The following is a 24,997-nucleotide window of genomic DNA, read 5'->3' on the forward strand; positions in this document are numbered from 1 at the left end:
TTCGACGGAGGAGCACGATGAGCCGATCCCTCGGAGGCGATGCGGAACCGGCGGGAGTCCCGATCTCGATCGTCGGGATGTCCTGCAAAGTTCCGGGAGCGGCCACGCCTGAATCGTTCTGGTCGCTGCTTGCCGACGGCGCGGAGACGGTGACCGATGTTCCGCCGGGCCGCGGACACTCGAGCTCGGCTCGCCGCGCGGGCTTCGTCGAAGGAATAGCCGAATTCGACGCGGAGTTCTTCGGCATCTCCCCCAACGCCGCCCGGATGATGGATCCGCAGCAGCGCCTGCTGCTGGAACTTGCCTGGGAGGCACTCGAGGACGCGCGGATCGTTCCCCGTTCCGGGGAAGAGGGGGTCGGCGTCTTCATCGGATCGATGTGGAGCGACTACGCGCTGCTCGCGCACGAGAGAGACGGCGCGATCCTCGATCAGCACACTCTGCCCGGCACGAACCGCGGAATGATCGCGAACAGACTGTCCTATTTTCTCGATGCCCGCGGACCGAGCTTCTCGGTCGACTGCGCGCACTCTTCGTCGCTTGCCGCGGTGCATCTCGCCGTGCAGAGCCTGCGGCGGGGAGAGTGTTCGCTGGCAGTGGCCGGAGGCGTCAATGTGAATCTCTCCGCGTTCAGCGAACGCGCGCTGGACAGGCTCGGCGTGTTCTCCCCCGAAGGCCGCTGTTTCGTCTTCGACGAGCGCGCCAGCGGTTATGTACGCGGCGAGGGCGCGGGCCTCGTGATCCTGAAGCGATCGGACGCTGTCGACGCCGCCCGTGACAAGGTATACGCGGAGATCCTGTCGAGCGTGGTCAATCACGGCGGCGGAGACACTCTGACCCGGCCGAGCGCGACAGCTCAGCGGGATCTGCTGACCGCGGCCTGCCGCGAGGCCGGCATCGACGCGTCCGAGGTGCAATACGTCGAACTGCACGCCGCTGGCACCCCGGCCGGCGACCCGGTCGAGGCACAGGCGCTCGGCGACGTCCTTGGCGGCGCGCGCGATCCGGGCGACCCGCTGCTCGTCGGTTCGGTGAAGACCAACATCGGGCATCTGGAGGGCGCGGCCGGCATCGCGGGCCTGCTCAAGGTCGCCCTGGCGCTGAAACACCGGGAACTGCCTCCGACGCTGCATCATCAGACGGCGCATCGCGACATTCCGCTGGACGAGCTGAATCTGCGGGTGTGCACGACCCGGCGCGGCTGGCCGCGGCCCGATCGGCCGCTCCTGTGCGGAGTCAGCTCGTTCGGCATCGGCGGCACGAATTGCCATCTGGTGCTGCGCGACACGCCGCGCGCGACGGCCGGCCCGCCGGCGTCCGCGCCGGACGAGACTTCTTCCCGGCCGGCGCCCTTGGTGATCTCTGCACGCAGCGACGCCGCGCTTCGCGCGCAAGCCGGGAACCTGCGAGAGCAGCTGCTCCGGCAACCCGAGGTGCCGTTGGAACACGTGGCGTATTCGCTGGCCACGACCAGGACCTTGTTCGAGCACCGCGCGGTGGCCGTAGCGGCCGACCGGGAAACGCTGGCGCGGGACCTCGGCGAGTTCGCCGTGCACAACCCGGCCGGTTCGCTGACCGCGGGACTGGTCTCCGGCGAGCATCGGGTCGCCGTCGTGTTCTCCGGGCAGGGCGGGCAGTACGCGGGCATGGGCCGGGAGCTGTACCTGGCCTACGAGGAATTCGCGTCCGCGTTCGACGCCGCTTGCCTCGAACTCGACCGTCATCTGGACCGGCCGCTGAAGGACGTGATCTTCGCGGCGGCCGGCGGCGCCGGGGAACTGGACCAGACCAAGTACACCCAGCCCGCGTTGTTCGCGGTGGAGTACGCGACCATGCGGCTGCTGCGGGAATGGGGCCTGTCCGCGGATTTCCTCGCCGGTCATTCCATCGGCGAGATCACGGCCGCCCACGTGGCCGGGATGATGTCCCTGCCGGACGCGGCACTGCTGGTCGCGACCCGGGGCCGGTTGATGCAGGAGGCCCGTCCCGACGGGGCGATGTACGCGGTCGAGGCCACCGAGCAGGAAGCTCTCGCCGAACTCGCCGGTCACGACGGAGCGGTTTCCGTGGCTTCGATCAACGCGCCAACGGGCACGGTCATTTCCGGCGACACCACCGCGGTGGAGGCGATCGCCGCGCGGTTCGACGCACTGGGCCGCCGTACCACTCCGCTGCGCACCTCGCACGCGTTCCACTCACCGCACATGGACAGCGTTCTCGAGCGGCTCGAAGCAACCGCCGCCACGATCGCCTATCTTCCCCCGCGCGTCCCCGTGGTCTCGGCGGTCACTGCGGACGTTCTGTCCGCCATGGACGCCGCGTACTGGTCCCGGCACGCGAGGGCCGAGGTGCGGTTCCTGGATGCCGTACGGCGCATGGAAGACCTCGGTGTCACCTCGTTCATCGAGGTGGGGCCGGGTGCCAAACTGGTGCCGATGCTGCGCGAATGCCTGTCCGGCCGCGCCGCCGGGCGTACTGTGATGCCCACGCTGCGAGCCGTCGGCTCCGACTCGCGACGGCTGCTCACGGCGATGGCTACGGTCCACGTCCAGGGCGGCGCGTTCGATATCGGGGCCGCTCTGGGACGAGCACGGGTCCGCACCGTCGACCTTCCAGTCTATCCGTTTCAGCGCAAACGTTTCTGGCTTCCGCGCGTCGGCACCGCAGTGGCGGCCGACGCGCCTTCGCCCGTGGCCGGAAGGTCCACGACCGCCGGCGATGCCGCGACACCGCGTACGACCGATCCGCTTGAGATCGTTCGCGGACACGCCGCGCGCATTCTCGGGCATGCCGACGCGCACGAAGTTGACCCCGACCGCACGTTCAAGGACCTGGGGTTCGATTCCGCCGCCACGGTAGAATTCTTCGACGCGGTCGGCCGGTCCGCTGGCATCCCTTTGTCCGGCGCGCTCGCCTTCGAGTACCCCACGCCACGCTCGCTGGCCGCTTACCTGGCCGATTCCCGTCCTCCAGAGGGCAGCACTCCTCCGCCGCCTCCGGAGAGCGAGGCAGACGGTGATCCGGTCGCGGTGGTGGCCATGGCGTGCCGCGCGCCGGGCGGCGTCACGACTCCGGAAGAGCTGTGGGACCTGCTCGAGGCAGGCCGCGACGCGGTCACCGCGATGCCCGCCGACCGCGGATGGGACCTGAATTCTCTGGTGTCTCCGCGAGGCCGGGAACGGACGACCTGCGCGACCGCAGGCGGGTTCCTTGACGACGCCGCCGGTTTCGACGCGGAATTCTTCGGCATCTCCCCCCGCGAAGCTCTGGCGATGGACCCGCAGCAGCGGCAGCTGCTCGAAGTCTCCTGGGAGGCAGTCGAGCGGGCCGGCATCGATCCGGCCTCGCTGCGAGACAGCCCCACCGGAGTGTTCGTCGGTGCGACGACCATGGAATACGGACCGCGCATGGCCGAAGCCGACGACGACACGGCGGGCTTCGTCCTCACCGGAACCGCACCCAGCATGCTGTCCGGAAGAGTGGCTTACGAGCTGGGCACGCGAGGCCCGGCGCTGACGGTGGACACGGCGTGCTCCGCCTCGCTCGTCGCCGTTCACCTCGCCGCACAGGCCTTGCGCAACGACGAGTGCGAACTGGCTCTCGCGGGCGGGGTCGCGGTGATGTCGACCCCAGGCATGTTCGTCGAGTTCGCGCGGCAACACGGTCTGGCTCCCGACGGCCGCTGCAAGGCGTTCAGCGCCTCCGCGGACGGAACCGGCTGGGCCGAGGCCGCCGGCGTCGTAGTACTGGAACGGCTGTCCCGCGCCCGCGCGCTCGGACACCCCGTACTGGCGACGATCCGCGGCTCCGCGGTCAACCAAGACGGTGCGAGCAACGGGTTGACCGCCCCCAACGGCCGTTCCCAGGAGGCCGTCATCGAAGACGCGCTGACCGCGGCGGGCCTGAACGCCGCGGACGTCGACGCGATCGAGGCGCACGGCACGGGCACGGCGCTGGGCGACCCGGTCGAGGCGAACGCCGTGCTGCGGACCTACGGGCGCGACCGGGACCCCCGGCGGCCCGCGTGGCTCGGGTCGGTGAAGTCCAACCTCGGCCACGCCCAGGCGGCGGCAGGTGTCATCGGCCTCGTCAAAATGGTGCTGGCGCTTCGCCACGAACTGCTGCCCAGATCCCTGCACATCACCGAGCCGTCTCCGCATCCGGACTGGGCGAGCGGCCGCATCGAGCTGCTGACCCGCCCGGTCGGCTGGCCGCGGCAGCAGCGGGTCCGGCGCGCGGCCGTGTCGTCTTTCGGCATCAGCGGCACGAACTGTCATCTGATCCTCGAGGAATCCCCGGAGGAGCATGCGCCGGTTGCCGGGCGCGACGATGCCGGGCGACCGGCGGCCCTAGTCCCGTGCGTGCTCTCCGCGGCGTCCCCGCAGGCGCTGCGGGAGTGGGCCGCGCGGTTGCGGCGGACAGCGGCCGAGCACGACCCCGCGGACATCGCGCACGCTCTGGCGACCACCCGGGCGGCGTTCGGCTATCGCGCCGTCGTGCTGGCCGCGGACCGGGCGCAGCTGCTCTCGGGTCTCGACGCCGTAGCCTCCGGGCAACCGCATCCCCGGGCAGTCACCGGGCGGGTCCGCCGTGGATCCGAGGAGGAGCGGCGGGCTCAAGCCGCCGCTGACGCCCTGTCCTCCGACGCCGCCCCCGAGGCTCTCGCCGACGCTTACGTCCGAGGAGCGAGACTCGCGTGGGACCGCGTTCTTCGCGCTCCGGTCCGCCGGGTGGATCTGCCCACCTACCCGTTTCAGCACACCCGGTACTGGCCGCGGACGCCGGCCGCCGCGTCCGCGCCGCCGCGCCGGGACGACCTCGGCGTCTTGCTGTACCAAAGCACGTGGGACCACGTTTCGCCGGCGGCGCGGGCGCTGTCCGGGCGATGGCTGATCGTCGCGCCCGCGGAGCGGGCAGACGATGAACTCGTCCAGGTCGTATGCCGAGGGTTGTCCCGCGGCGGAGCGCGCGCAGAGCTGATCGCGATCCCGGCCGGATGCGACCGGTCCGGCGTCCGGGAACGCCTCGCCGCCGCGGTCGCGGGCGGCCGAGCCGACGGGGTGCTGTCCTTGCTGGACGTCTCCCCGGGCGAGCCGTTGCTCCTCGCCCGGCCCGAGCTGCCGCCGGCCGGTTTGAATCTGCTGCAGGCGCTGCTCGACGAGGACATCGAGGCTCCGGTGTGGCAGGTGACGCGGCAGTCCGTGACGACCGGTCCAGAGGACCCGCCGGCCGATCCGCTCGGGGCGCGGACGTGGGCGCTAGGGCACACCCTGCGCCACGAAAGCCCGCAGCATTGGGGCGGGTTGATCGATCTGCCGAGCGCCCTCGACGAGCGGGCGATCGAAGATCTCCGCGCCGTCCTGGCCGGCGGCGGGGAGGACGAAGCGGCGATCCGGCCGTCCGGGGTGTTCGCCAGGCGGCTGGCCCCGGTTCCCGCGACCGGGCTCCCGGAGCGTCCTTGGCGTCCCCGCGGCACCACTTTGATCACCGGCGGCACCGGAGCTTTGGGCGGTCACCTCGCGAAGTGGCTCGCCCGCCGCGGCGCCGAACACCTGCTCCTGGTCAGCAGGAGCGGCCGGGACGCGGACGGCGCGGCAGCACTCGAGGCCGAGCTCTCCGCGCTCGGGTCAGCGGTGACCATCGCGGCGTGCGATGTCACCGACCGGGCGGAACTGTCGAAGGTGATCGCCGCCGTCCCGCGGCGGCACCCGCTGTCGGCCGTCGTGCACGTCGCGGGCACCCATGGAGCAGCGCCCCTGCGCGAGCTCACCGCTCGGCGCTGGTCCGAAGTGACGCGCACGAAGGTTCTCGGGGCCGTCAATCTCCACGAACTGACCCAGGGCCGGCAGTTGACGCGGTTCATCGTTTATTCCTCGGTCATGGCGGTGCTCGGCCAAGCAGTCCAAGGCGCGTACGCGGCCGCGAATGCATTCGTAGACGCCCTTGTCCGGTACCGGCTCGCGCGGCGGCTGCCGGGGACGTCGCTGATGTGGGGGCCGTGGAAGGGCGACGGCTTCGGCGCTTCTCTGGACGAGCGGACCTGGCACAGCCTGGGGCTGACGCCTACGGAGCCCACCACCCTTCTCGACATCTTCGACCACCTCGACGACAGCGATCGAGCTTCGCTGATCGTCGCCGACATCGACTGGAACCAGTACGGGGGCTACTTCGGCGAGTCCGGTCTGCTTCGCGGCCTCGCACGGCCAAGGGACGCCGGGATCGAGCCGAAAGAACTTCGTGCCCGGTTGCAAGGTTCCTCCGCGGCAGAACAGCGGCGAATCCTGACCGAGCTGGTGCGTACCCGCGCTGCTCACGTGCTCGGGCATCAGGACCGTGCGGCGATTTCGAAGAACGACGAATTCGAATCGCTCGGTCTCACCTCCATGACCGCCGTGCGGCTTCGTGACGAGCTCAACACGGCCACTGGCCTCCGGCTGCCGACCGGCCTGGCATACAACTGCCCGACCCCCGGCGCGGTCGCGGAGTACCTGTTGCGGTCGATGAGCGATTCCTCCGGCGAGAAAAGGGATCGCCGAGACCGGCTCGCCCCGGTCTCCCCGCCCGCGGCTCACCCGGGCCCCGAGAATGGCGACGCGGCCAACGCACCGAAAAGCACGGCGCCGACGACCCCGGCGGCCGCTCCCGAACCGGCGCTCCGCGAACGCGACGACATCGCCATCGTCGGCATGGCCTGCCGGCTGCCCGGCGACATCTGCGACCCCGAGGCGTTGTGGGACCTGCTCGTCCGCGGCGGCGACGTCACCTCGGACATCCCGGCCGACCGCGGATGGGACCTGACCCGTTTCGCCGATGCGGACGCGGGCACGCCCCGCAGCAGCTACTGCCGTCGCGGCGGTTTCCTTTCCGGCCCGGACCTGTTCGACGCGGACTTCTTCGGAATCTCTCCCCGGGAAGCGCTGGCGATGGATCCGCAGCAACGGATCCTGCTGGAACTGGCATGGGAAGCGGTGGAGCGGACGGGCATCGACCCGGCATCGCTGCGCTCGAGCGAGACCGGTGTCTACCTGGGGCTGCAACACGAAACCTACGGGGCGGAACAGACCGCCGAGGACTCCGTCGAAGGCTACGTGGTGACCGGAACCGCGGGCAGCGTGGGTTCCGGTCGCATCGCCTACTGCCTGGGCTTGGAGGGCCCCGCCGTCACTGTCGACACGGCGTGCTCGTCGTCGCTGGCCGCTGTGCACCTCGCCGTTCGGTCGCTGCGGCACGGGGAATGCGCGATGGCATTGGCCGGGGGCGTCACGGTGATGCCGGGGCCGCGGACGTTCTTCGAATTCTCCCGGCAACGCGGACTCGCGCCGGACGGCCGGTGCAAGCCGTTCTCCGACCGCGCCGACGGCATGGCGCTGGCCGAAGGCGCGGGGATCGTCGTGCTGGAACCGCTTTCGCGTGCTCGCGAGCGAGGCCGCCGGATCCTCGCTGTCGTGCGAGGAACGGCACTCAACCAGGACGGGGCTACCAACGGTCTCACCGCTCCCAGCGGCGCGGCCCAGGAGCGGGTGATCCGCAAGGCCCTCGCCGACGCCCGCCTCGATGCCCGCGACATCGACGCGGTGGAAGCACACGGGACCGGCACCCGCCTGGGAGACCCGATCGAAGCGGAGGCGCTGCAGACCGTGTACGGCGAAGGACGGGCGGACGACCGGCCGTTGTGGATCGGGTCGGTCAAGTCGAACCTCGGCCATACCCAAGCGGCCGCGGGGGTCGTCGGGGTGATCAAGACGGTGCTGGCGATGAACGCCGGGCTGCTGCCCCGCTCGCTGCACATCGACCGGCCGAGCAGCCAGGTCGAGTGGAACCGGGCCGCCGTGCGCCCGCTCGTCGAGGCCGTGCCCTGGCCCCGAACCAACGGAGCCCCGCGGCGCGCCGGCGTGTCGTCGTTCGGCATCAGCGGCACCAATGCCCACGCCATTCTGGAGCTCCCGGAACCGAGCACGACGTCCGCGCGCGAAACGCGGACCGCTCCGGACGAGAACAGCCCCGTCCTGCCTGTGCTGGTGTCGGGACATTCGCCGCGGGCGTTGGCGGCCCAAGCGGATCGGCTGCGTGCCCACCTCGTCGACCGGCCGGACCTGTCATTGCCCGACATCGCCTTCTCGACGGCGACCAGCCGCGCTCATCTGGAATACCGCGCGGCGGTCCTCGTGGAGAACAGAACCCAGCTGATCGACGCACTCGGCATGCTGCGGGACGGAGACGACTCCGCGCACACGGTGACCGGCCGCGCGAGCGCGCCTCCGGTCGTGTTCGTTTTTCCCGGGGACGGATCGCGGTGGCCGGGCGAAGCCCTGAATTCGCTGCGGTCGTGCCCGGCGTTCGCGCGACGCTTGCGGGAATGCGACGAGGCGCTGCGGGAACACCTGGGCTGGTCGGTTCTCGAGGTGCTCGACGGCTCGCCGCGTGCGGTGGGGCCGGACCCGGAAGAGGTGGCCGCGCCCGCGCACTTCGCGATGATGGTGTCGCTCGCCGCCGCGCTCGGCTCTCTCGGCGTCACCCCCACTGCGGTGCTCGGCCATTCCCATGGGGAAATCGCGGCCGCAGTGGTAGCGGAGGCGCTGAGCCTGGCCGACGGCGCCCGGGTCGTCGCCTCGCGCAGCCGGGCCTGCCGCACCCTTGCGGGGCGCGGCGCGATGGCGGCGGTGCGCACGTCCGAGCCTGGCGACGACGTCGTGCCCGCCCGCCTCGCCTCGCGGATCAATGTCGCCGCGACGAACGGGCCCAGGCATCTCGCGGTGTCCGGCGACCGGGACGCCGTCCAGGACTTCGTCCGCGCATGCGACGGCGTCAAGGTCGGAGCGACCCTGCTCCCGCACGCGTTCGCCGCGCACTCACCGCACGTCGAACCCGCCCGGGACCAGGTCGTCCATGATTTGCGCGACATCGCCGCGCGAACCCGCGAAGCAACGTTCTATTCCACGGTGACCGGTGGCCTCCTGCCGGGCGGCCGCGCGCTGGACGGCGAGTACTGGTTTTCGAACCTGCGCCGGACGACGCGGTTCCGGCAAGCCTTCGAGGCATTGCTTGACGACGAATATCGGCTGTTTCTTCAGCTGGGCCCGGACCCGGTACTGAGCGAAGCGCTCTCGGACACGACCGAGCTGCGAGACGTACGCACCTACCTCGGCGACTGTACGGCGCGAGAGGCGGCCAGCATGTCGCGGCTGGTGACTTCGGTTGCCGAACTGTACGCACACGGCGCGGACATCGACTGGGAAACCGCCTTCGCCGGGCGCGCTGCCGCTCGGGTCGACCTTCCCGCATACGCGTTTCAGCGCAGCAGCTACTGGATACCGCTCGCCCAGCACTCGGACAGCCAGTCTGCCGCCGACGCCGGGCTGGAGCCAGCGGCGCATCCGATGCTGTCGGCCGCCGTTCGCCTGGACGACGGCACGCTGTTGTTCACCACCCGGTTCGATATCTCCGCGCATCCGTGGCTCCGTGATCACCTTGTCCAGCAAGAGATACTGATGCCCGGGACGGCCTTCGTCGAACTGGCCGCGTACGCGGCGGCGGAGTCCGGACTCCAGCGGATCGACGAGCTGGTGATCCAGAAGCCCCTGGTGCTCGCCGAGGACCAGGCCGTGGATCTGCGGGTCCTGGCCGACGCGCCCGGCCGGGACGGGCGGCGAACCTTGCGGATCCAGTCGAGGCCGGCCCGCGCGCCGGGCGAATGGTCCACTCACGCCCAAGGACGGCTGAGCGCGGACGGCCCCTCGGAGCAGCCGGAGACCGCCCCACCGGCCGCCGGAACCGACGACATCGACGTCGAGGAGCTGTATTCCCGCTTCGCCTCGGCGGGAATCGATTTCGGCTCGTCGTTTCGGGTCGTGCGGAGGATGAGGCACGGCACTGGCGAAGTTTTCGCCGAGGTGGCGCTGAACGCCGGAGAGAGCGGGGACGCGGAATCGTTCCTGCTGCATCCCGCGTTGCTGGACGGTGCCCTGCAAGGCTCCTCGCTGCTCGGAGCCGGGCAGGCCTCGCTGCCGTTCGTCTACTCCGGCGTGCGGATCTTCGTCGCCAAGGCAGCGCGAGTCCGGGCGAGATTGACCGCGATCGCGCCCGAGGAAGTCCGCGTGGTCCTCTTCGGCGACAGCGAGGAGGTCGTCGCGGTGATCGAATCTCTGCGTCTGCGGCCCCCGGCGGCGGCGGGAGCCCAGGCCGGCGGTGCCCTCTACGCGCTGCGCTGGCATCCTGCCGCCGTGCCGCCCGGCCCAGCGCCGACGTCCCCGCGGATCGCGGTGCTGACGTCCGCGGCGGACCGCGTCCGCCCTGTCCCGGCCGCCCTTCCCGTGGTCGAGTACCCGAATCCGCGAGCCCTCCGTACCGCTGTCGAGCAGGGCGCTCCTGCTCCCGGCCTGATCCTCGCACCCGTGCACACCCTGAGCTGGATCCCGGAAACCGGCGCTGACCCGGCTGCCGTTCACGAAGTCGTCCAGCACACGCTGGCACTGATCCAGCTGGTGCTCGGCACCGGTGCGTTGTCGGACACCACGTTGGCCGTGCTCACCCGCGGCGCGGTCTCCGTCGCGGGAGAAGAGGTGACGGACGTCGGAGGTTCCGGCGTGTGGGGCTTGCTGCGCAGCGCGCAAACCGAGCATCCTGGCCGGATCGTGGCCATCGACCTCGACCCGGCGCGCGACCTTCTCGACGTCGGGCTCGTCGCGCGGTGGTGCCGTTCCGCGGAACCCCAGCTGGCCGAACGAGGATCCGACGTCCTGGTGCCGGGGCTTGCCGCCGTCTCCCCCGCCAGCACCGCGCCGCCCGGCGATACGACGTGGAAATTGACCGCACGGGGCACGACCGTGGACGAGCTGGTCTTCGAATCCGCCGACTCGACGCGCCGGCTCGGCCCCGGCGAAGTCCGGGTAGGCGTACGCGCCGCCGGGCTCAACTTCCACGACGTGGTCACCGCCCTCGGGGTCGTGCGCGACGGCAGCGGAATAGGCGCGGAATGCAGTGGAATAGTTCTCGAAGTCGGCGAGCAGGTTGCCGACCTGCACCCGGGCGACCGCGTGACGGGCTTGGCCGCGGACGCGTTCGCGCCGGTAGTGACAACCGATCGTCGGCTGCTGACGGAGATCCCCCCTGGTCTCGGCTTCGCCGAAGCCGCCGCGATTCCCGCGGTTTTCGCCACGGCGTATTACGCGTTGCACGATCTCGGCGGAATAGCCGCGGGCGATCGGATACTGGTGCACGCCGCTGCCGGCGGCGTCGGCAGCGCGGCGGCACAACTGGCGACGCTGGCCGGCGCTGAGGTGTACGGGACTGCCAATCCGGCGAAATGGGACCACCTTCGAGCCCGGGGATTCGCGGACGATCATTTGGCCTCGTCGCGCACTCTCGAATTCGCCGGAAAGTTCTCGGACGGCCCGGCCGGCGCCCGGTTCGACATCGTGGTGAACAGCTTGGCGGGCGCCGCTGTCGAATCCTCGCTCGGACTGCTGAAGAACGGCGGACGGTTCATCGAGCTGGGAAAGACTGATCTGCGGGACCCGAAAACAGTGTCGAAAACACACCCTGGCGTCAGCTACCGGCATTTCGACCTGAACGAGGTCCCTGTCGAGCGGCGCGGGGAAATCCTCCGCACAGTCACCGACCTGTTCCGGCGCGGCGCGCTGACTCCGCCGCCCCTGCGAGTCTGGGACATCGCCGACGCCGCGCGTGCGTTCCGGCACCTGCGCGACGGCTCCGGGATCGGCAAGAACGTCCTGACGATCCCGCGGAAGTTCGCCAAGCCCGGGACCGTGCTGATCACCGGAGGAACCGGCGCGCTCGGGCGAACCCTGGCTCGCCATCTGGTCGCCGGCCACGGAGTGAGCGACCTCGTTCTGGCGAGCCGCACCGGACCGGACGCCGAGGGCATCGGCGAACTCGTCAGCGAGTTGACTCGGCACGGAGCCGAGGTCCGGGTCGAACGGTGCGACGCGAGCGACCGAGCCGCCCTCGCCGGGCTCGTCGACAGCATCCCGGCCGCACGCCCTCTCACCGCCGTCGTCCACGCCGCCGGCGTGCTCGAAGACGGCGTGGTCTCCGACCTCGATGCCGCCGCGGTCGACCGGGTGCTGTCCGCGAAAATCGACGGCGCCCTGCACTTGGACTCGCTGACCGAGGGACACGATCTCGCCGCTTTCATCGTCTACTCCAGCGCGGCAGGCACCCTGGGCACCGCTGGACAAGCCGGCTACGCGGCGGCGAACGCCGCGCTGGACGGACTGGTCAGGCGACGTCGCGCGCGCGGGCTGCCCGCTGTCTCTCTGGGGTGGGGATTGTGGGAGCACCGCACCGGAATGACCAGGAACCTGGACGGCCGGGACCTGGACCGGCTGGCGGGCCTGGGGATCGGAACGCTCTCCGACGCCACCGCGCTCCGGCTTTTCGACCAGGCTCTGGGGCTCGGCGAACCGCATCCGCTTCCCATGAACCTGGACCTGGCCAGAGCCGCACGGCGACCCGCGCCGCATCCCCTGCTGCGAGACCTGCTCCGTGCCCGCGTGCCTTCGCCGACCGGCTCGGACGCGGACGTCTCGAGGGCTTCGTTCAGCGGCCAGGACGACCTGCTGGACCTGGTGTATGCCAAGACCGCCGCCGTTCTCGGCCGGAACAGCACTTCCGATCTGCTGCCGGACCGTCCGTTCAAGAATCTCGGATTCGATTCGCTGGCCGCGGTCGAACTGGGCAACAGCCTGAGCGGCGCCACCGGCCTCGCGCTGCCGGCGACCCTGGTTTTCGACTGCCCCACACCCGAATCCGTCGCACGTTACCTCGCCGAGCGGCTCCGGCCGGACGGCTCAGACGCCGCCCGGCACCCTGCTGAACCCGTCCCCGGGCGGCGGGAAACCGTCGACGCCGACGCCGACGGCGACATCGAAGCGGCGGACTCCGACGAAGAACTGTTCGCGATCCTCGACATCGAACTGGGAGGCGACGATGGCCAGCGCTGAGGAACTCCGCGACTACCTCGCGCGCACCGCGGTCGAGCTGCGTCGTTCAAAGCACCGGTTGCGGGAAATGGAACAGCGCGAGCGCGAACCTGTCGCGGTGATCGGCATGGGATGCCGGCTGCCCGGCGGCATCGACCGTCCGGAAGCGTTCTGGCGGCTGCTGGCCGAGGGCGGGGACGCGATCTCCGAGTTCCCCGACGACCGCGGCTGGAAGGCCGGCCAGCTCTATCATCCGGACCCGGACCATCCTGGGACGTGCACCGCTCGCCAGGGCGGATTCCTCCGCGACGCCACGCTGTTCGATCCCGAGCCGTTCGCCATCACTCCACGCGAGGCGGCAGCGATGGACCCCCAGCAACGCATCGCTCTCGAGACCGCTTGGCACACCGTGGAACACGCCGGCCTGGACGCGAACGACCTGAAAGACACTCCGGTCGGCACCTTCGTTGGCGTGTCGAACCAGGACTACCTGCCCCTCCTGCTCGGCAACACCGCGGCGCGGGGCCACGCGCTGACCGGCACGATCACCAGCGTGCTGTCCGGGCGCATCGCCTACACGCTGGGCTGGACCGGTCCGGCTTTGACCATCGACACCGCCTGTTCCTCTTCGCTGGTCGCACTGCATCACGCCGCGCGCTCGCTCAGACACGCGGAATGCGACCTCGCTTTGGCGGGCGGCGCGACCGTCCTGTGCACGCCCATGGCACTCACGGCCTTCAGCCAGCTGCGCGCCCTGGCGGCTGACGGCCGGTGCAAGGCGTTCGCCGCGACGGCGGACGGGATGGGAATCGGCGAGGGCGTCGTCCTGCTGATGCTGGAGCGATTGTCCGACGCGCAGCGGCACCACCACCCGGTGTGGGCAGTCATCCGGTCGTCGTTCACCAACTCCGACGGCAGAAGCAACGGATTGAGCGCCCCGAGCGCGTCCGCCCAGCGGCACGTGATCGCCAAAGCCCTGGAGACCGCTGGCCTGACGGCAGGCGACATCGACGCGGTCGATGCCCACGGCACCGGCACCAAGCTGGGCGATCCGATCGAAGCCCAGGCGTTGCTGGCCGTCTACGGTCAACGCCAGGGCGAACCGTTGTGGCTGGGATCGGCGAAGTCCAACCTCGGTCACACCCAAGCGGCGGCCGGTGCCGCCAGCGTCCTGAAAATGGTGCTGGCCATGCGGCACGGCACACTGCCCGAGTCCCTGCACATCGACGCGCCTACCCCTCTGGTGGACTGGGGCTCCGGCAACATCCGCCTGGCGACCCGACCGACGCCCTGGCCCGCGCTGCCGGAGCGCCCGCGCCGGGCCGCGGTGTCCTCGTTCGGCATCAGCGGCACCAACGCCCACCTGATCCTCGAAGCGGCGCCCGAGGCGCCGGAGCCTCCGTCGCCGGGCAGCTGCACCGTGCCCCGGCCGCGGGCCTACCTGCTGTCGGCCCATACGGGCGCCGCGCTGTCCGCGGCCGCCGCGCAGCTGGCCGAGCAGGTACGCGGAGAGCCGGAGCCCGCCCTCGACGACGTGGCCCACTCCCTTGCGCACACCCGTACCGCGCTCCCCTGCCGAGCGGCCGTTGTCGCGGAAACGGCCGCGGAACTGACCGCCGGACTCGACCGGATCGCCAGCGGCGGCACTGGCTTCGCTCGCGCCGAACGCTCGCCCCGCACGGCTTTCGTTTTCCCGCATGCCGTCTCGCCGTCCCGCGCCGGGACAGACCTCCAGCGGCTGCGCGGCTTCCGGGCCGCGGTCGACGCCTGTGCCGAGGCCTTTTCCCCTTTTCTGACCTGGTCGCTGGCCGACGCCTGCGCCGGCCGGGCACCGGCTCCGGATTTCGGCGATCCCGCGGTGGCGGGACCATGGGGATTCACTTTCATGATCGCCGCGGCAGCAGTGTGGCAGGAGTTCGGGATCCAGCTTGCCGCGACGATCGGCGACGGACTTGGCGCCATCGCCGCGGCCCATGTCGCGGGTTCGGTAAACCTGCCCGACTCGGTCCGGTTGATTCTCGCCCTCAGCACGCGAACACCCCAGCAGCCGGCGGAAGTCCCGCCAATCCGTTGGAACGCCTCCGCGACCCCGGTCCACGCCGCGGCCGATTACTCGATCGGCGATCGCATCACCGACGCGTCGGCATTGCTGCACCACGCGGCGCGGTCGACTTCCCCCGTGCCGTCCCAGGGAATTCCGGACGGAACCGGGAATGGAGCGTTCGTCACGCTCGACTGCGCCGGAGTCCGCGACGCGGCGCACGTTTACCGAGAACTCGAACGGCTGCATGCGCGCGGCGTCCGGATCGACTGGAAAGAAACAGTGCCAGCCGGCCGCCGGACGGCACTCCCGCTCTATCCTTTCCAGCGAACCCGATACTGGCCGGACGACGAATCGGCTTTCCGTGCGGCCGAGCCCGCGGGCACCGCGCACCGGGCGCTCGATCGCTCGAAAGCGACTTCCGGGGACCTCGACGGGAGCGGCGAGTCAGGCGACATCGTGTCGATTGTCCTCGGGTTGGTGGCTTCGGTAATGGCCGGGGAAGGGGAAAACCGGCCCGCTCGCATTCCCGCCGACCACACCTTCCGGGAACTCGGCTTCGACTCGCTGCTCGCGGAAAACCTCCTCTCCGGGCTGACCAGCGTGCTGAAACGTCCCGTGCGTGCTGGGGTGTTCTCCATGGAGAACACCCCAGCCGAACTGGCGGACCGGCTGTCCGACGACTCCCTCGGCTGGTCCGAGCCGCTCGCCGAAGCCGGCACGAGCCTGGACAGCCTGATGCGCAGCGGCTCGGACACCGGGCAGGGCGCAGACGTCTTCGACCTTCTCGGGGTCGCGGCCAGACTGCGGCCGCGATTCGACGACCCGGCGCGATCACGCACCCGGCCTCCGCTGAAACTGTCCCGGATCCCCGACGCCCCTCACCTGATCTGCTTGAAAACGATCACCCCGACGGTCGGCGACTTCGAATACACGCCGCTGGCTCGCGTTCTGGGCCACTCGACCAGCATGACGGTCCTGCCGTACCCGGGCTTCGCCGAGGGCGAACCGATCCCCGAGGACTTCACGACGCTCGCCGAAGCCCAGGCCGAAGCGGTGCTGCGGAACGCCGAGGGCAAACCGTTCACCCTCATGGGCCATTCGTCGGGAGGACTGATCGGATACCGGGTCGCGGAACTGCTCGAAGAGCGCGGCACCCCGGCCTCGGCCCTGATCATGGGCGACACCGCGTACCGCCACAGCACCACCAGGGAAGACCTCGACGGCGTGCTCACGATGATGCTCAACGACTGGGGCCGGTTCTTCGCTCGCGACAACGCACCGCTCACCGCGATGGGCTGGTACTGGCATCTCTTCAGCCAGTGGGAGCCCCGGCCGATATCGACACCGACCATGCTGATCCGCGCCACCGAAGGCGCCACCTCGGACAGCGCGGGCTTCCATGGCGCCTGGCCCCACGCCGACAAAACCGTCTTCACGCCCGGCACCCACTTCACGATGATGACCCGCCACGCGGCACGAACGGCCGCCCACATCGCCGAATGGCTTCACCGGTACGCCTGACAGCGGACTCGTCCGCGCGACTCGCCGCGCACCCGCGCGGAAAGGAGAAACGAGCGACCCGGCCGCACTCCTCACCAACGGAACGAGCTGTTCCCGGCTCGACCCGGGGCCTGACCGGACGAGATCGCCCATGGTCCGCATCGGATCCGGCGAGTGCCGCATCGAGGCAAACGCCTCCTCCTCGTACACCCGCCTTCGCACGCCACATACGCTGACATACTCCAGGCACGCATCGGCTCCGTCCTTCAGCTCATCAGCCCATCGACCAGGAAAGTCCCGCCAGGCTTCGGCATCACGCCGTACCGCACCGAGATCCGGTCCGCCCAGCGCAAGAACGGAACCGGCGTTCTCGACGGTCACCGCCTCCAGCGACTCGCCGCGATCAGCTCCGACGGAGACACCCGCGGGCACGCCGCGAAGCCGCGAGCAGAGTTCCAGCCCCAGCAGGGCGCCGTGCACTCGAATCCGCCAGACCGCAGCCCACAACGTCACCGGCGCGAAATGCTCCGCAACAACCACATCGACCTCCCTGGAAACAATGCTCACCGTCGCGGCACCGCCCTGAGCCGCGGTCACCGTTGACCTCACCGACCATCGGCCGACCTCGCCAGACAGCCCGGAAAGCGGTATCGAGCCGAGGCACCCGGCCAGCGAGACAGCGCCGAGCGACGTCTCGAACGAGTTCACCGAGCTGGTCCAGGCAGCGGGCTGCCCCCGACCGCTCTCCACGGGCTCCGCCATGGAGCCAGGCCATCATGGACCTCTGCACGAACGTCGCCCAGGAAGTCGCCGCCGACGCCGCCCGGAAACTCGCGTCGGCGATCTCCCGGCGGGGCGCATTGCACCTATCCCGCGCTCTCGGGCTCGCAGGAGACCACAATGGACGGTCGACCACCGGGCAACGCTTGGCCCTAACAGCACAAAACCCCAGGCCACCGACGCCGATGACCTGGGGTCCGAAAGTGGGCCGTCGGGGAGTCGAACCCTGAACCCGCCGGGTAAAAGCCGGCTGCTCTGCGCGGTTGAGCTAACGGCCCGTGGTGGTTTGGCTGCCCGTCGAGGGTTCGAACCTCGGTTTCCGCGTCCAGAGCGCGGCGTCCTGCCAGTTGGACGAACGGGCATCGGCTCCCGGTCCAGGGGGCGGACCTGGGCCAGCGGATCCACAATCCGCGGTGCTGCCCCAAACCGGGCAGAGTCGGATGCCCGCGGGTCGAACGCGGTGTCTCCTGGTCCCGAACCAGGCGGGGTCGCCGGTGCCCCTCGCATCCGAAGGCCCGGCGCCCCCTCGGCGCCGGGTCCGGTACCCCTGCCAGGACTCGAACCTGGGGCCTCCGCATTCGTAGTGCGGCGCTCTTTCCCGCTGAGCTACAAGGGCATGCGTCCGGCACGGGGCCGGACCGCGAGCGGCCGGAGGGCATCGAACCCTCTTCTTCGGTTTGGAAGACCGACGTGTCCGCCGAGTTCACCACGACCGCAAGGCGCGCCCTGGGTGCGGGCGCAGTGGTGAAGGAGGGAGTCGAACCCTCAATGCCCGTTCGGGCGCCCGGGTTACCGCCGGGTGGGGCTGCCGCTGCCCCGTCCTCACCGTGCGGGTCCGGCCGTGCTCGACCGCCGGACCCGGCGCTCGTCCTGGCCGCGGGTGAGGCGACGGGGACGAGTCTCGGAAATGTCTTGCTCCGTTGTGTAGCTGTCAAAGAACTGTCGAAAATAGGCAGCGGGGAAATGCCGTCGCGAAAATAGAAACGCGGCGGAGAGAATTGAGGTGGGCACTGACAAGGGAAGCCGCCCGGATCGGTTTCCCGACGAGGGCGGCTCCCGGTACGCGAGCGACGCTGCGTCAGGTCAGGGAGCGGATACCGCCTTTTCGGCCGGTTTGGCGCTGGTGGAGCGGGGAACACTGGACAGCGCGGAGTGCGGCCGGATAGCGGCCTCGCATCTCCCGCATCCGCATGTTCGTCATGACCGCTCCTTCGTCCGCTGTAGTGGATTCATCTTCACCTACGCCGAATCGATGCGTCAATCTTATTTTCCGGACGATTGTTTCCGGGCGGGGTTTCCGCGGAGGACGGAACGTGCTGTAATGGGCGAGTGCACTTCAACCCTTACGGTGGCGCGGGCGCGCAAGTAGCCGCCGACCTGGCGACCCTTTCCCAGCGCGACGACGTCACGGCCGCCGAGGTGCGGGCCGCGGGGCAGGCGCGGGAGATGGTGCTGCCGCGCCTCACCGCGGACGAGGCAGGACAGATTCTCGCGTGGGGGCGGCGGCTGCACGAGGTGTTCGTCGCGGAGACGACGGCCGAGCGGATCGATCTCCTCAACGAACTGCTCGCTGTCGCCGCGTGCCGGCCGAACATCGCCAGCCACGACGGGAAAGCGCCGCATCTGCACTACTCGAGCGAGGGCGCGGGCGTGGTCGAGCGGTTCTACGCCTACACCGCGGGCGGGCTCGCGCATCTGGTGTGCGAGGAGCCGCACCGTCTCGGCGTCTGTGCGCGCGAGGGGTGCGGCTTCGCGTTCGTGGATACGTCGCGCAACGGTCGGCGGCGGTTCTGTTCCACTCGCTGCGGCACGCGGGTCAACGTCGCCGACCATCGCGCGCGGCAGGTCGCGGGCTAGGCCCGTCAGTCGAGCGCTTGGGCGGGCGCGCCGAACGACTGCAGTTCCGGGTATTTCGCGGCGATCGTGTCGCCGGAGGATTCGCCGCGCAGGCGTCGGCCGATCCACGGCAGCGCGTGCTCCCGGCCCCAGCGGAGGTTCGCCGCGCGCTGTTCCCGCGCGGACAGGCGCGGCCGCGGTCCCAGCGCGACGTGCGCGAGACTGTGCTGCACGCCCAGCGCGTCGAGGACGGCGATGGCGATTTCCGTGTGCCCAGCAGCATTCAGGTGCAGACGGTCTGCGGACCACATGCGACGGTCGCGCAGCTGGCGCATCGACCACATGTCCACCAGCAGCGTCTCGTGCCGCGCCGCGATGCCGCGCACGTGCTCGTTGTAGATCGCGACCCGGCCGCGGATCTGCCGGAACAGCGCGTCTTCCACGCCGTCGACGCCGGTGAACAGCAGCACCTGCGCCCCGGCCGCGCGGAACCGGGCGACGGCGCGCTCGTACGAGTCGGCGAGGCTGTCGATGTCGACCCGCGGCCGCATCAGGTCGTTGCCGCCCGCGTAGACCGTGACGAGGTCCGGCTTCATCGCCAGCGCCGGTTCGACCTGCTCGTTCAGCACCTGCGGCAGGAGCTTCCCGCGCACCGCCAGGTTGGCGTAACGGAACCCCGGCTCCCCGGCGGCCAGCACCTCGGCCACCCGGTCGGCCCACCCGCGCACCCCGTTGCGCGCGGACGGATCGTCGTCCCCGACGCCTTCGGTGAACGAATCGCCAATACAGACTAAGCGGTTGGTCATTGCCTCAGTTTAGGCCCGGCTCCCCCGCCCTGGGCACGGCGCCCGCCGAGGACAGCGCGGAACGGATCGCGGGCAGAAACCCGCTGGCTCAGGGGCGGAGGCCGTCGAACAGGATCGCGATCGTGCGGTCGCGCAGTTCGCGATCGGACCCGACGTGCTCGGCCGCCTTCGCGGTGCCGATGATCACCGGGATCAGCTCGGTGGTGGTGACGTCGCGCCGCACCGCGCCGCTGTCCTGGGCGCGGCGCAGCAGCACGCCGAGGGATTCGCGCAGCCGCTCCCCGATCACCGAACCCGTGCTGGGCACGCACACGCCGGCCGAGGTGAGCGCTTCGAAGTAGGCGTTTTTGGCGCTGGACATCTCGATCCAGCTGGTGAGGAAGGTGAAGAAGGCGGCCCCGGCGTCCTCGGCGTTCTGCGCGACGACCGCGTCCGCCTCGTCGACGAACCGGTGCAGCCGCGCGTAGAGCACGGCCTCCAGCAGCGCTTCTTTCGTGGGGAAGTGCCGGAACACCGTGCCGATGCCGACCCCGGCCTCGCGCGCGACCTCCTCGGTCGGCGCGGCGGTGCCCTTGGCCGCGAAGACTGTCTCGGCGGCTTCGAGCACCTTCGCGCGGTTTCGCCGCGCGTCGGCGCGGAGCGGTTTGTCCTCCGTCACGGCTGTGATGGTAGTCGCGCGTCCTGGCCGCGCGGCGCCCGATCCTGGTCCGGACGGCGTGCCGGAAGGTCGGAAACAACCCGTCCGGAGCAGGCGTCCGGAATCGTCAAACCTCTGCCGGTCGTTCACACTGTAGTGTGACGACCGTCACGAGAGGTGCACGACCATGACTCTAGGCGACAACGAAGTCACCCAGTCAGTCCAAGCTTCGACCGGCGACCGCCGGGTGCAGGTACGCCGGGCGGCCCTGGCCGGGTCGATCGGAACCACCATCGAGTGGTACGACTTCTTCCTCTACAACACCGCCGCGGCGCTGGTCTTTCCCCATCTGTTCTTCCCCGCGTCGTCGTCCTACGCCGGGGTCATGCAGTCGTTCGCCACCTATGCGGTCGGTTTCGCGGCCCGCCCGATCGGTGCGGCGATCTTCGGCCATTGGGGCGACCGGCTCGGCCGCAAGGCGACGCTCATCGTGACGCTCCTGCTGATGGGCCTGTCCTCGGCGATCGTCGGTGTGCTTCCCGGCGCGGCGACCATCGGCGTCGCCGCCCCGCTGATCCTTGTCCTGCTGCGGTTGGTGCAGGGCATCGCGATCGGCGGCGAGTGGAGCGGATCGGTGCTGCTGGCCATGGAATGGGGCGATCAGCGGCGGCGCGGCCTGCTGGCGAGTTTCGCGCAGGTCGGCGTTCCGGTCGGGCTCGTGCTGGGCACCGGCGGCATGACGCTGCTGTCGGCGACCCTGTCCCCGGACGCGTTTTCCTCGTGGGGCTGGCGAATCCCGTTCCTGCTGAGCCTGGTGCTGGTGGCGATCGGCCTGGTCATCCGGCTGCGCATCATGGAAACCCCGATGTTCGCCGCCGCGGTCGCCGCCAAGCGCACGTCGAAAGCCCCGGTGAAGGACGTGGTCCGGCACCACTGGCGGGAAATCCTGCTGTCGGCCGGACTGCGGTTCAGCGAGCAGATGCCGTTCTATTTGTTCACCAGCTACGTCCTCGTCTATGTCGTGCAGCGGCCGGAATTCAGCAAGACGTTCGTGCTCAACGCGGTTCTCGTCGGCGCGGCCGCGGAATTGCTGCTGATTCCGCTGTTTTCCCAGTTCTCCGACCGGATCGGCCGCAAACAGGTCTATCTGACCGGCGCGGTGCTGACCGGGGTGCTCGCGTTCCCGTACTTCACCGTGCTGACCCACAGCGGCCACGCGATGATCTTCCTGGCGATCATCGTCTCGATGGTCGCGCACTCGATGCAGTACGGCCCGCAGGCGGCGCTGATCGGCGAGAGCTTCCCGACGCATCTGCGCTACGGCGGCGCGGGGCTGGGATATCAGCTGGCGTCGGTGTTCGCGGGCGGTCCTGCTCCCCTGCTGGCGACCTGGTTGCTGCACACCACGGGCACGCCGTATTCGATCTCGATCTACATCGTCGCTTCGGTCGTGGTGACCGTGGCGTGCGTGCTCGCACTGCCCGATCGTTCGAAGGCCGACATCGACGACGTCGGCGTCTACGCCCGCTGACCGCAGGAAAAAGGGGCTGCCACCCGGAAAACCGGAGTGGCAGCCCCTTTGAACGGCTCAATCAGCGCTGCGGCGGCGGTCCGCCCTGCGGTCCGCCGAACGGGCCCTGCTGCGGGAACGGCCCGTTGCCCGGTCCCTGCGGTCCGCCGAACTGCTGCGGCGGCGGGCCCTGGTACGGACCGCCCTGCGGCGGCGGTCCGGCGGGAGGCTGCTGCGGCTGCGGCAACGACTGCTGCTGGGCAGGCGGCGGCGTGCTGGGCTGCGGCCGCTCCGGCGGCGCGGGCGGTTCTTCTTCCTCGACCGGCGCGGGCCGCTCGGCCTTGACCGGCGAGGCGCCCCCGATGGCGCGCCGCGGATGCTCCGTCGACGCGCCGAGCGGCCCGTCGACCTCCTTGCGTGCCACGGCTTCCGCGGCCGCGACCGCTTCGGCGACCTTCGGGTCGCTGCTCGTGTCGAACCATCCGGCGACCTCGTCGTCGTCGAGGTCCGGCTTGGCCGGGGTGTCGTCCTGCGGCGGCTCGTAGCGGAACACGCCGTCGTCGCCGGGGGCGCCCAGCGCGCGGGCGAAGCCTTCGAGGGCCTTGCCGTAGTCGCTCGGGATCATCCAGACCTTGTTCGCGTCGCCCTGCGCCATCTGCGGCAGGGTCTGCAGGTACTGGTAAGCGAGGACCTCCGGCGTCGGGCGGCCCGCCTTGATCGCGGCGAACACCTTCTCGATCGCCTTCGCCTGGCCCTGCGCTTGCAGGTAGCGGGCGGCCCGTTCACCCTGGGCGCGCAGGATCCGCGACTGCCGTTCCGCTTCCGCGGCGAGGATCGCGGCCTGCTTCTGGCCTTCCGCGGCGAGGATCTGGCTCTGCTTCTGGCCTTCGGCCGTCTTGATCGACGATTCCCGCTGGCCCTCGGCGGTGAGGATCATCGCGCGCTTCTCCCGGTCGGCGCGCATCTGCTTCTCCATCGAGTCCTGGATGGAGGCGGGCGGCTCGATCGCTTTCAGCTCCACGCGGGCGACGCGGATGCCCCAGCGGCCGGTGGCCTCGTCGAGGACGCCGCGCAGCTGGGTGTTGATCGAATCGCGGGAGGTCAGCGTCTCTTCCAGGCTCATGCCGCCGACCACGTTGCGGAGCGTGGTGGTGGTGAGCTGCTCGACGCCGATGATGTAGTTCGAGATCTCGTAGACCGCCGCGCGCGAGTCGGTGACCTGGAAGTACACGACGGTGTCGATGTTCACCGTCAGGTTGTCCTCGGTGATCACCGGCTGCGGCGGGAACGAGACGACCTGCTCGCGCAGGTCGATCCGCGCGCGCACCTTGTCCAGGAACGGGACGAGGAAGGTCAGGCCGGGCGAGGCGACCGTGCGGAACCGGCCGAGCCGCTCGATCACCGCCGACTGGGCCTGTGGCACCACCATGATCGCCTTGACCACCGTGATGATGACGAACAGAGCCAGCAGTGCGACCACGACGATCGCTATTGTCGACAAGAGCGTCTCCCCTTACCTAGTACCGTTTTTTCCCGGACGGCGCTTCACGAGACGATGTCCACCACGGCCGTGGCGCCGGAGATCTCGACGACCGTGACGCTGGTGCCCGGCGCGATCGGCGGCTGGGACTCGTGCACGGCGCGCGCCGACCACACCTCGCCGCCGATCTTCACCTGGCCGGCATCGTAGTCCACAGTGGACACCACGACGGCCCGGGCTCCGACCAGCGCGTCGATGCCGGTGGGGATGCCCGATCCGGCCAGGAAGCGGCGTTTGAGCGCCGGGCGCGCGAGCGCGAGCAGCCCGACCGAGCTGACCGCGAACACCGCGACGTCGATGAAGATGTTGCCGGTCAGCGCTTCCGTGCCGGCTCCGAGCAGCGCGCCGATGCCGAGCATGATCAGCACGAAGTCCCCGGAGATCACCTCCGCGATCATCAGGACGATGCCGATGATCAGCCAGATCAGAGCCGCTGCCATGCCCTCATGCTCTCAGATCGCGTCGTTTCGCACCGGGCAAGCTACCCGACGTGACCGACGCGTGACCTTGGATTTTTCCGGCGAACCGGACACTACGGAGCGTTGCCGTCAGGTTCGGTCACGAAGTCGATGAGCCGTTCGACCGCGCCGATCAGCGGCGTTTCGAGATCGCGGAAGCTGCGCACCCCGGCGAGCACGCGCTGCCACCCCTCGTACGGCTCGCCCCAGCCGAGCGCGTCGCAGACGCCGGTCTTCCATTCGACGCCGCGCGGGATCTCCGGCCAGGCGCGGATGCCGACCGACGCGGGTTTCACCGCCTGCCAGACGTCGATGTACGGATGGCCGGTGACCAGCACCTGCTCGTCGCGGATCTGCCCGACCAGCCGGGATTCCTTGCTGCCCGCGACGAGGTGGTCGACGAGGACGCCGAGGCGGCGGCCGGGTCCGGTGCCGAACTCGGCGATCCGCTCGGCCAGGACGTCGACGCCGTCGAGCGGTTCCACGACGACGCCCTCGACGCGCAGGTCGTGTCCCCAGACGCGTTCGACGAGTTCGGCGTCGTGCTTGCCCTCGACCCAGATCCGGGAGTCGCGCGCGACCCGGGCCTGCAGTCCCTGCACGCGGACCGAGCCGGACGCCGACACCTGTCGCGCGGGCGCGGCGGCTTTCTTGACCGGCACGAGCGTGACCGGTTTGCCTTCGAGCAGGAAGGCGGCGGGCGCGAGCGGGAAGACCCGGTGGCGGCCCTTGGCGTCCTCGAGGACGACGTTGCCGTACTCGATCTTCACCACCGCGCCGCAGTAGCCGCTGGCCGGGTCTTCGACCACGAGCCCTGGTTCGGCCGGGACCTCCGGCACCTTCCGCTTGCGGGGGCCGGACAGCACGTCGTGATAGCGCACGGTCGGGCACGTTATCGGCGCGGCGAGGGCGCGTCCCGCCGCCACGCCGGAAGGAACCGGTCCT

General features: G+C 70.2%; 8 protein-coding genes, 5 tRNA genes and 1 pseudogene. 4 read left to right on the top strand and 10 right to left on the bottom strand.

Annotated elements, in window-relative coordinates:
* Nucleotides 1–17 precede the first annotated feature (17 nt).
* A complete protein-coding gene (locus tag SSMG_RS44830; protein WP_009078597.1) occupies nucleotides 18–12,962 on the top strand; it encodes a type I polyketide synthase in 12,945 nt (4,314 codons plus the stop codon).
* A complete protein-coding gene (locus SSMG_RS42495; protein ID WP_009078599.1) occupies nucleotides 12,949–16,506 on the top strand; it encodes a type I polyketide synthase in 3,558 nt (1,185 codons plus the stop codon). Before SSMG_RS44830 ends, SSMG_RS42495 begins: the two co-directional genes overlap by 14 nt.
* A 963-nt stretch (nucleotides 16,507–17,469) precedes the next feature.
* Here SSMG_RS42495 and SSMG_RS19150 read toward each other — a convergent pair.
* The 5 genes from SSMG_RS19150 to SSMG_RS45450 form a co-directional block, all read right to left on the bottom strand.
* Nucleotides 17,470–17,543 (bottom strand) — tRNA-Lys (locus SSMG_RS19150).
* Between the two features lie 9 nt (nucleotides 17,544–17,552).
* Nucleotides 17,553–17,627: transfer RNA gene (locus SSMG_RS19155), tRNA-Gln, on the bottom strand.
* Between the two features lie 180 nt (nucleotides 17,628–17,807).
* Nucleotides 17,808–17,881 (bottom strand) — tRNA-Arg (locus tag SSMG_RS19160).
* 27 nt (nucleotides 17,882–17,908) lie between these two features.
* Nucleotides 17,909–17,981 (bottom strand) — tRNA-Gly (locus SSMG_RS19165).
* 26 nt (nucleotides 17,982–18,007) lie between these two features.
* Nucleotides 18,008–18,092 (bottom strand) — tRNA-Tyr (locus SSMG_RS45450).
* Between the two features lie 502 nt (nucleotides 18,093–18,594).
* Here SSMG_RS45450 and SSMG_RS19175 point away from each other — a divergent pair.
* Nucleotides 18,595–19,122, top strand: a complete 528-nt coding sequence (locus tag SSMG_RS19175; RefSeq protein WP_009078601.1) for a CGNR zinc finger domain-containing protein — start codon at nucleotides 18,595–18,597, stop codon at nucleotides 19,120–19,122.
* Nucleotides 19,123–19,127: 5 nt separating this feature from the next.
* Here SSMG_RS19175 and SSMG_RS19180 read toward each other — a convergent pair whose 3' ends face one another.
* Nucleotides 19,128–19,907: an SGNH/GDSL hydrolase family protein gene (locus tag SSMG_RS19180; RefSeq protein WP_009078602.1), complete on the bottom strand. Its 780-nt coding sequence runs from the start codon at nucleotides 19,905–19,907 to the stop codon at nucleotides 19,128–19,130.
* A gap of 88 nt (nucleotides 19,908–19,995) precedes the next feature.
* Nucleotides 19,996–20,565, bottom strand: a complete 570-nt coding sequence (locus tag SSMG_RS19185; RefSeq protein WP_009078603.1) for a TetR/AcrR family transcriptional regulator — start codon at nucleotides 20,563–20,565, stop codon at nucleotides 19,996–19,998.
* A gap of 166 nt (nucleotides 20,566–20,731) precedes the next feature.
* Here SSMG_RS19185 and SSMG_RS19190 point away from each other — a divergent pair, with 166 nt between their 5' ends.
* Nucleotides 20,732–22,075, top strand: a complete 1,344-nt coding sequence (locus tag SSMG_RS19190; RefSeq protein ID WP_009078604.1) for an MFS transporter — start codon at nucleotides 20,732–20,734, stop codon at nucleotides 22,073–22,075.
* Nucleotides 22,076–22,625: 550 nt separating this feature from the next.
* Here the strand turns inward: SSMG_RS19190 and SSMG_RS19195 are convergent.
* The 3 genes and pseudogenes from SSMG_RS19195 to SSMG_RS19205 all read right to left on the bottom strand — a co-directional run.
* Nucleotides 22,626–23,555 (bottom strand): annotated as a pseudogene (locus SSMG_RS19195) (SPFH domain-containing protein); the annotation flags it as partial.
* A gap of 44 nt (nucleotides 23,556–23,599) precedes the next feature.
* The gene (locus tag SSMG_RS19200) at nucleotides 23,600–24,034 is read right to left on the bottom strand and encodes an NfeD family protein (protein ID WP_009078607.1); all 435 of its coding nucleotides are present in this window, start codon (nucleotides 24,032–24,034) and stop codon (nucleotides 23,600–23,602) included.
* Between the two features lie 92 nt (nucleotides 24,035–24,126).
* Complete coding sequence (locus SSMG_RS19205) at nucleotides 24,127–24,933, bottom strand: DUF3097 domain-containing protein (RefSeq protein WP_009078609.1); 807 nt, start codon at nucleotides 24,931–24,933, stop codon at nucleotides 24,127–24,129.
* Between the last annotated feature and the right edge of the window lie 64 nt (nucleotides 24,934–24,997).

This window comes from Streptomyces sp. AA4, from assembly GCF_000158875.1.
GTDB lineage: Bacteria > Actinomycetota > Actinomycetes > Mycobacteriales > Pseudonocardiaceae > Amycolatopsis.

Coding starts and splice junctions, on each gene's coding strand:
- SSMG_RS44830 (WP_009078597.1), top strand. CDS start 18: ATGAGCCGATCCCTCGGAGGCGATGCGGAACCGGCGGGAGTCCCGATC.
- SSMG_RS42495 (WP_009078599.1), top strand. CDS start 12,949: ATGGCCAGCGCTGAGGAACTCCGCGACTACCTCGCGCGCACCGCGGTC.
- SSMG_RS19180 (WP_009078602.1), bottom strand. CDS start 19,907: ATGACCAACCGCTTAGTCTGTATTGGCGATTCGTTCACCGAAGGCGTC.
- SSMG_RS19190 (WP_009078604.1), top strand. CDS start 20,732: ATGACTCTAGGCGACAACGAAGTCACCCAGTCAGTCCAAGCTTCGACC.
- SSMG_RS19200 (WP_009078607.1), bottom strand. CDS start 24,034: ATGGCAGCGGCTCTGATCTGGCTGATCATCGGCATCGTCCTGATGATC.